This is a genomic window from Streptomyces sp. CBMA156 (assembly GCF_014596515.1).
Classification (GTDB): domain Bacteria; phylum Actinomycetota; class Actinomycetes; order Streptomycetales; family Streptomycetaceae; genus Kitasatospora.
In genome coordinates this window covers 1-8,021 of sequence record NZ_MSJQ01000186.1, presented here as the reverse complement: position 1 = coordinate 8,021, position 8,021 = coordinate 1, and the positions used below count along the sequence as shown (strand labels likewise).

The 8,021-nt window shown below is 73.7% G+C and carries 8 protein-coding genes and 1 pseudogene; 1 reads left to right on the top strand and 8 read right to left on the bottom strand.

The genetic code is table 11. The features are described 5' to 3' along the window. The 7 genes from BU198_RS44255 to BU198_RS15430 form a co-directional block, all read right to left on the bottom strand. A partial coding sequence (locus tag BU198_RS44255; RefSeq protein ID WP_188297432.1) for a DUF202 domain-containing protein occupies positions 1-152 on the bottom strand: 152 nt, incomplete at its 3' end. Further along, positions 149-526, bottom strand: coding sequence for a YidH family protein (locus BU198_RS15455; protein WP_188297431.1), 378 nt, complete (start codon positions 524-526; stop codon positions 149-151). The genes BU198_RS44255 and BU198_RS15455, both read right to left, overlap by 4 nt. A 63-nt stretch (positions 527-589) precedes the next feature. Then, positions 590-2,044: a sulfatase-like hydrolase/transferase gene (locus BU198_RS15450; RefSeq protein WP_188297430.1), complete on the bottom strand. Its 1,455-nt coding sequence runs from the start codon at positions 2,042-2,044 to the stop codon at positions 590-592. Further along, on the bottom strand, positions 2,041-3,426 hold the full coding sequence (locus tag BU198_RS15445; protein ID WP_188297429.1) for an MFS transporter: 1,386 nt from the start codon (positions 3,424-3,426) through the stop codon (positions 2,041-2,043). Before BU198_RS15445 ends, BU198_RS15450 begins: the two co-directional genes overlap by 4 nt. Positions 3,427-3,451: 25 nt before the next feature. After that, on the bottom strand, positions 3,452-5,026 hold the full coding sequence (locus tag BU198_RS15440; RefSeq protein ID WP_188297428.1) for a sulfatase: 1,575 nt from the start codon (positions 5,024-5,026) through the stop codon (positions 3,452-3,454). Between the two features lie 242 nt (positions 5,027-5,268). Beyond that, positions 5,269-5,835, bottom strand: a complete 567-nt coding sequence (locus BU198_RS15435; RefSeq protein ID WP_188297427.1) for a PadR family transcriptional regulator — start codon at positions 5,833-5,835, stop codon at positions 5,269-5,271. An 84-nt stretch (positions 5,836-5,919) separates the two neighbouring features. After that, positions 5,920-6,873 carry a formylglycine-generating enzyme family protein gene (locus BU198_RS15430; RefSeq protein ID WP_188297426.1) on the bottom strand — a complete coding sequence of 318 codons (954 nt, stop codon included), beginning with the start codon at positions 6,871-6,873 and terminating at the stop codon, positions 5,920-5,922. 255 nt (positions 6,874-7,128) lie between these two features. Between BU198_RS15430 and BU198_RS15425 the strand changes: the two genes are divergently transcribed. Further along, positions 7,129-7,626 (top strand): hypothetical protein, encoded by a 498-nt coding sequence (locus BU198_RS15425; RefSeq protein ID WP_188297425.1) that lies wholly within the window; start codon positions 7,129-7,131, stop codon positions 7,624-7,626. A gap of 82 nt (positions 7,627-7,708) precedes the next feature. On the opposite strand, the pseudogene BU198_RS15420 reads toward BU198_RS15425, so the two are convergent. Then, positions 7,709-8,021: pseudogene (locus tag BU198_RS15420) on the bottom strand (hypothetical protein); the annotation flags it as partial.

Here is an 8,021-nt window from a genome sequence, read left to right as displayed (position 1 = left end):
GTCTCGGCCGGGGCCCGGTGGGCCAGGGCGCCACGCAGCGCCAGGACCGCCGCGACCAGCGCCGAGAGCGCGGTGCGGCGGCCCGCGAGGGTGGTGCGTTCGGGCTGGAGCCCGGGATCGCCCGGCCGCTCGGTGCCCTCGCCCGGGGTCATGCCGCCCGCACGATCAGCGGGAGCAGGCCGAGGCCGGTCAGCGCGGCACCCGTGGCGAGCACCGGCAGCAGCCGGCTCGGCGGCAGCGGCCGTTTGTGGCGCATCGCCCGCTGGACCGAACGCCAGCGGAAGTAGGCCATTGTGCACAGCAGGGAGCCCACCACCGCCAGCCCCGCACCGAGCACCGTTCCCGCCGCCCCCCGCGCGTGCGGCGGGACGAACTGGGCGACGGCCAGGGCCGCCGCGATCAGTGCGAGGCCCGTTCTGAACCAGGCCAGGAACGTCCGTTCGTTGGCCAGCGAGAACCGGTAGTCCGGCTCCTCGCCCTCCTCGTACCACGGCGTGCCGCGGCCGGTGCGGGGCGTGGTGGGCATGGCGGGCTCCCTGGCGGTGGGACGGGTCGGTGCGGACCGTGGCGGGCTGCTGCGAGCGGGCGGTCAGGCCGGCTGCGGGGTGCCGGCCCCGGGCGCGGGCAGGGCGACCGGGGGAAGCCGCGGGTCCGGCACGGGCGGGATGACGTCGGCGGTCTCGACCATCCACCGCAGCAGGGCGTCGTGCAGGCGCCGCTCGATGGCGGCATGCTCCTCCCGGCCCGCCAGGTTGACCCGCTCCTGCGGGTCGGCCGCCCGGTAGTACAGCTCCGGCGACTCGTAGAGCCGCCACACGTACGTCCACTCCCGGTCCCGGACCGCGACCGCCTTGCCCACCAGGGCCGGGTCCTCGTGCTGGAGGGCGCCCTTGAGGTCGTACGGGAAGCCCGGGCGTTCCATCTGCGGCTCCTCCTCGACGGTGAAGCCGCCCTCGGTGAAGGCGTACTCGCGGTGCGGGGCGGCCGGGTCGCGCAGCAGCGGCACCAGGCTGCGGCCGAAGTGGCGGTGCGGCGCCTCGACGCCCGCCAGTTCCAGGACGGTGGGCAGGACGTCGACCATCTCCACCATGGCGTCGCTGACCTGTCCCCCGGCGAAGCCTCCGCCGCTGATGATCAGGGGGTCGCGGGTGATGCAGTCGTGCATCGCCGACGGCCACTTCTCGATCAGCCCGAAGTCGCCGAGGTACTCGCCGTGGTCGGCGAAGAACAGGGTCACGGTGTTCTCCGCGGCACCGGCGTCGGCGACCGCGTCCATGACCCGCCCGAGCTGGTCGTCGAGGCGGCCGATCATCCCGTAGTACGTGGCCACGACCTCGCGCCACTGCTCCGGGGTGACCTCGCCGATGCCGTAGCGCTCGCGGATCGCCCGCATGTAGCGGGGTTCGCCGGACGGGTCGCCGGGCGCCACCGGGTCGGCGAGCGCGTCCCGGTCGACCTGCGAGAACCAGGGCTCCTCGACCTGGAACGGGCAGTGCGGCGCCACCAGCGGGACGAACAGCACCCAGGGCTGCTCGGGCGGGTCCGCCAGCCACCGCTCGGCGGAACGGACCGCGGCCTCGTCGGGGTCGACGCGCCCGTCGTCGGGCACCCGGCCCCGGTAGAACAGCCGGGACCAGACGCCGTCGGGGTACTCGCCCCCGTACCCGACCGTGGGCATGACCGAGAAGCCGTACTCGTGGACGCTCGCCTCGGTGACCCCCGGCGCGAAGGTGTCGCCGCGGGCGCCCGCCCAGGTGACGTGGTAGCCGGCGTCCTTGAGGATGCGCAGCAGGTTCGGCTCGTGCTCCTTGAGCAGGTGGGTGAGGGTCCGGTGGCCCGCCGTGTGCGGGTACCAGCCGGTGAGGACCGACGCCCGGCTGGGCGAGCACACCGGGTGCTGGACGTAGGCCCGGTCGAAGCGGGTGCCCCGGGCCGCGAGGGCGTCGAGGTGCGGCGTGCTGACGTGCGGGTTGCCGAACGCCCCGACGGCGTCGGCCCGGAGCTGGTCGGGCATGAGGATCACGAAGTTGGGGCGGTGGGTCATGTGGGGTTCCTGTCCTGGGTTTCGTCCGGAAGCGGCCGGCTGCCGGCGAGGCGACGGTCCAGTTCGGCCTGGACGGCGGCGACGTCCCTGGCGTAGGGCCGGTACAGCAGGGTGGCGAGGAGTCCGTTCACGAGGAGGACGACGACCACCATCCACAGGAAGGCGCCGCGCAGTCCGATGGTGTCCCCGAGGTAGCCGACCCCGAGGGTGATCGAGGCCCAGCCGATCCCTTCGAGGCCGAGGAAGACGGCGAAGGCCGTGCCGCGCAGTTCGGGCGGCGTGATGGCCATGATCACCGGCCGGTTGACCCCCGGCTGGACGCCCTGGAGGAGGCCCAGCACCGAGAGGAGGAAGGCGTAGACCCCGAGCTGGGTCCAGGCGACCTGGGTCGCGACGTAGGCGACGACGCCGTACCCCAGGAGCGCCGCCTGGAGGACGGCGACGCGGCCCGCGCGGGGGAAGCTGCGCTGCACCCGGTCCGCGGCCAGCCCGCCGCCGAGCGTGCCGAGCAGGTACGACAGCGCGGCGGGGAAGATCACCAGCGAGGCCTGCGCGTTGCTGAACCCGCGGACGTCGACCAGGAACACCACGCCGAAGGCGACCATCACGAACTGCGCGCTGAGCAGGCGTTGCAGGCACATCAGCGGGAAGCTGCGGATCCGGGCCAGCCGGCGCAGGCTCGCCCGGTCGAAGGCGCGGCCGCGCGGCGTGCGGGATCCGGCCGTCAGCGAGGCGAGCTGGGGTTCGGCCGCGCCGACCCCCGGGTCCTCGAAGAACACCAGGATGGCGACGCCCGCCAGCAGTTGCAGGGTGCCGAGGAGGAAGAACCCGTACCGCCAGCCGTCCCCGATCAGGGACAGCTGCCCGAACAGCGGGCCGAGGACGGCGGTGAACAGGGCGATGGAGCCGAAGAGGACACCGGACGCCCGGCCCCGGGTCCGGTCGTCGAAGAGGTCGGCGAGGATGCCGTTGACCAGCGGGCCGCTGCCGGCGATGCCGACGGCCGCGACACCGAACAGCACCACCAGTTGCAGGTAGTTCTGGGCGAACCCGGTGGCGATGGTCCACACGCCCCACAGGCCGGAGCAGCCGGCCAGGACGTACTTGCGGGGGAAGCGCTGGGCGAGGACCACCCACACCGGTCCGAAGAACACCCCGGTGAGCTTTCCCAGGGCGACGAGCAGGCTGAGGGCCGACAGCGGCAGGCCCAGGGCGGAGCGCATCGCGGGGAACAGCACGGACACGGCGCTGTGCTCTCCGCTGTCGGTGCCCATCGCGGCGCTGAGCAGCCCCAGTTGGCGCCAGCGGCCGGGTCTGCCCCGGCCGGCGGCGGAGGGCGGGGAGGCCACCGCGGTCTGCGGCGGCGAGGATTCGGCGGACATCTGGACTCCCTTGGCGTCGCGCGCGTCAGTCGGGCTGGACGGACCGCTGGTCGCGGGTCTGCAGCAGGGCCGCCCAGCGGGCCGCGAGTTCGGCGGTGCGCGGGCGGTCGGGCGCGTGCCAGGAGACCGGCACGTTCAGGGAGGCGAGGCGGGCTTCGAGGTCCTCGGCCAGGTGTTCGCGGCCGGTGTCCCGCAGGTGCCTGGCGTACCGCGCGGGGTCGCTGTAGTACGTCGGGCCGGTCTGGAGGGTCGCCTGCATCGGGTCGGGCAGGCAGCCGGGGCGGCCGGCGTGCTCGTCCCGCCACTCGGCGAGGTGGGAGCGCATGGTGGCGGCGAGTCCGGGCTCCTCGCCGAGCAGGTCGCGGGTCAGGTAGGGGTCTTCGGTGACGTGGAAGAGCTGCTCCCACTCGGCCCGGAAGCACCCGGGGTGGTAGGTGCGGATGTACAGGTGGTCACGGGTGCGCACCGCGCGCTGGTAGGTGTGGGCGCCGTGGCCGAGGACCAGGTACGGCCGGGACTCGATGGCTTCGCCGCGCACCGCGGGGGCGAAGGAGGTGCCCTGCCAGCCCGCCGGCGTGGGCAGCCCCAGGAGGTCGCACAGCGTGGGGGCGAGGTCGATGTTGTAGAGCAGCGCGTCGTTGCGCCGGGCCTCGGCGGGCAACCGGTCGGTGACACCGGGCCAGTACACGACCAGCGGCAGCCGGTGGGTCGGCTCGTTGGCCAGGCCGTGCTCCGCGTACGAGCCCTGCTCGCCGAAGGACTCGCCGTGGTCGGCGCTGACGATCACGGCGGTCTCCTCCGCGATGCCCGCCTCCTCCAGGGCGGCGAGGAGTCGGCCGAGGTGGTGGTCCCAGTAGTGGACCGCCCCGTCGTAGCCGTTGATCAGGTGCTCGAAGTCGGCGCGGGAACGGATGGCGTCGGGCATGTTGTGCGGCACCGGGGACCGGCCGTCGCCCGTCAGCGAGTAGTGCAGGTCGAGGGCGCTGCGCGGGCCGTAGACCTCCGCGTGGTCGGCGATGGTCTGCTCGTCGGGCCACTCCTGGACGGGGCCGGACGCGGCCATCCTCTCGGTCCACTCGGCGGGCTGGGTGTAGTTGGTGTGCGGGTCCCAGTAGGTGAGGTGCAGGTACCAGTCGTCGTCCTCCGCGTGCCGGCGGATCCAGTCGACGGCGGCGCGGTTGACGTCCTGGGCCTCCTCGTCGCCGAAGCGGGCGGTGGCGCGGATGGACTCCCGGAAGTTGGCGTGGAAGAAGTAGGCCCGGTGGCGCTCGGCGAACACCGAGACGGCGGCGGTGTAGAGGCCGCCGAGGCCGAGCCACTGGCCGAGCAGCGGACGGTCGGGTTCGGGGCCGTGCCCGGAGTCGAGCCGGAACTGCGCCGCCGGACCGAAGTGCCCGATCACACCGTTGGTGATGCCGAACTGACCGCTGGTCAGGGCCGTCCTGGAGGGCAGGCAGGGCGAGTCGGAGCAGTAGTAGCGGTCGAAGACGACCGACTTGTCGGCGAGGGCCTGGAGGTGGGGGGTGGTGGGGCGGTGGTAGCCGTAGGGGGTGGTGTGGTCGGCGCGGAGGGTGTCCACGTCGACGTAGATGATGCGCACGGGGGGACTCCGAGGGGGGAGTTGGGCAGGGGCGCGCGCCGGTGCGGCCCGGCGCGGGGGACGCCGGACGACCGGTCGGTGCGGGTGGGGGGTGCCGTGGGGGTGCCGTGGGAGTACGGCGGAAGGGTGTGCCGGGGACGGCGCCGTGGGTGGGAGCGCCGTGAGGGGTACGGCCGAGGGGTGTGCCGTGGGGTCTGGCGGGGAGTGGGCCGTGGGGGTGCGGCGGGCGCAGCGGGCGCGGCTCAGCGGCCGAGCCGTGACTCCAGCCGGGCCTTGGTGAGCTGGAGCCAGGCGATGTAGGAGGCGCCGAAGGCGTAGCCGTGCTCGTGGGCCATCGTGTGGACCTCGCGGGCCCAGGCGGCGTCGAGTTCGGGGATCTGCGGGTCGTAGCGATCGGGCATCGGCATGGCCGAGGAGTCCGCGTGCTGCTTGAGCCGGTACTCCAGCTCCGTGGTGACGAGGTCCAGGGCGATCTCGGGGTCGAGCTGCCCGGCGAAGAAGAAGCGCAGGGTGAAGTCGGGGTCCTTGGGGCGCGACGACGGTTCGAAGGGGGACCTCGCCCACTCCAGGAGCGCCGTGCGGCCCTCCTCCGTCAGCCGGTAGACCTTGGCGTCCGGCCGGCCCTCGCGCGGGTCGACCTCGAAGTCGACCCAGCCGCGCTCCAGGAGCTTGGCCAGCCGACGGTAGATGTGCGGGAGCTGGACGCCGTACCCGATGAACCGGCCCGGTCCGTCCATCCAGCGGCGCAGGTCGTAGCCGGACAGGCGGCGCAGGGCCAGCGCCCCGAGGATCACATAGTCGAGCTGCATGGGCCGCACCTATGTTCTGAGGAACTTATGACCGACAGATTTACCCGCCGGTAGGCGGATGTCAAGACTCCCACCCCGAACTCGTCACGCGTCGGCGGCACAGCGGAAGCCCGCGTGCCCGCTGGAGCTGTCCGGGCTGTTGGCGGTGCGGGCGGCCACCCGGTAGCGGTTGCAGTAGGACTTGTGGCACATGTGGGAGCCGCCCCTGATGACCTTGTCGGTGCCCGCGGCGGGACCGGCCGGGCCGACCGGCGGACGGCCCGCCGGGTGGTCGGTGGTCCACCAGTCGGCACACCACTCCCAGACGTTGCCGGACACGTTGTACAGCCCGAAGCCGTTGGGTTCGAAGGCGTCGACGGGGGCGGTGCCGCGATGGCCGTCGGCCGCGGTGTTCCTGGTGGGGAAGGTGCCGCGCCAGATGTTGCAGCGGTACTCCCCCTCCGGGTCCAGCTCGTCGCCCCACGGGTAGCGGGCCTGCTCCAGGCCGCCGCGCGCCGCGTACTCCCACTCCGCCTCGGTGGGCAGCCGCTTGCCGGCCCAGGACGCGTACGCGGCCGCGTCGTTCCAGGACACGTGGACCACCGGGTGGTCGCCCCTGCCCTCGACGCCGCTGCCCGGGCCCTCGGGCCGGTCCCACGCGGCCCCCTCCACCCCGCACCACCAGGGGGTGCGCCCGGGGCGCGGAGCACCGCGGCGCAGCTCGCCGGGCAGGAAGGCGGCGAAGACGTAGGACCAGCCGATGCGCTCCGCCTCGGTGCGGTACCCGGTGTCGGCGACGAAGGCGGCGAACCGGTCATTGCTGACGGCGTGGACGTCGATCCGGAACGGGGCCAGCCGGACCGGGCGCACCGGGCCCTCCCCGTCGCCGGGGAACCCTTCGGCGTCCTCGGTGCCCATCAGGAACTCGCCGCCGGGCAGCAGCACCGTCCCCTCGGTGCGGTCGGACCGACGCGGCGACGGGAGCGGAGCCGGGGGCGGAGCCACCGCTCCTCCCCCGGACGGCATGCAGCAGCGGGCGGGCGCGGTGGGGTCGGTCATGCGGGGGGTCCTTCCGTGCTCGCCGGGACCTATCGCCTCCGGCAGTTATGTTCTAACGTACATAGGGCCGCAGACCCCGGCCAGAGGCGGGAAGCGTTCCGGTCGTCCGGGGGATTCCACCGGTCGATCGACCGACGGAGTGGACCTGCCCCGGATCAGCCGCCCGCGCACCGGTGGAGCACCGAAGATCGGGTGCCGGGAGCCGGACACCGTCCGGGACGGGACGGGCACCGGCCCGGATCGGGAGGACACGACGTGGACACACCGCACCTGCTGCCGATGAGCGACCTGTGCCGACACCTCTACGGCCTGTCGGCCACCACCCGGGAGGCCTTCCTCAACTATGGCAAGGCCCTGATGGTGATCGCCGGCGCCGACGGCGAGGTCAGCGAACCGGAGCTCGACTGGCTGATCGACCACCAGCGGCGGATGGGCGCACCGGAGGACGTCATCGAGCTCTACCGGGAGTTCGACTTCCGCGGGGCCGACCTCAACGACCTGCTGCCGGCCATCCGTACCGACGTGGAGACCTGGCAGGCCGCGCCGCACCTCGTGTACCACGCCATCCTGATGTGCGGCGCGGACGGCGTCTACGCGGCGGAGGAGCGGGCCCAGGTCCTGCGGGCGGCCCGGCTGATGGGTGTTTCCGACGACGTCGTGCTCTCCCTGCACGCCCTGGTGGACATGGAGCAGGCGGTGCACGACCTGCGCGCCGCGCTCTTCCACGTCAGCAGCGCGCCGGACGGGGTCTGACCCGTCCGACCCGTCCGACGCGTCTGACCCGTCTGACCCGTCTGCGGATGCCGCACCGGCGCCCTGCGCCGCGGGCTCCGGGTCACTCCCCCGCGGCGAGCCAGCGCAGCCGTCCGTCCCTGGCGTACGTCCGGCAGGTGAGGGCGACGCCCGCCGAGGACGTCGCGGTGGCACCGGCCTCCCGGCACTTGCGGTGCGGCTCGTTGCAGCTGCCCTTCTTCTTCCCGGGTATCTGAGCGCAGTTCTCGGTGTCGTGCGCCTCCTTCCCCTCGGGCGAGAGGTTGTCGTAGTTGCTCCCGTCGTGCCGCCCGGGCGAGTCGCCGCCCGCCGTCCCGGCTCCGGCGGGCCTGCCCGGTGCGGCGGCCGCCCGGGTCGGAGCCGGCTCCGACCCGGGC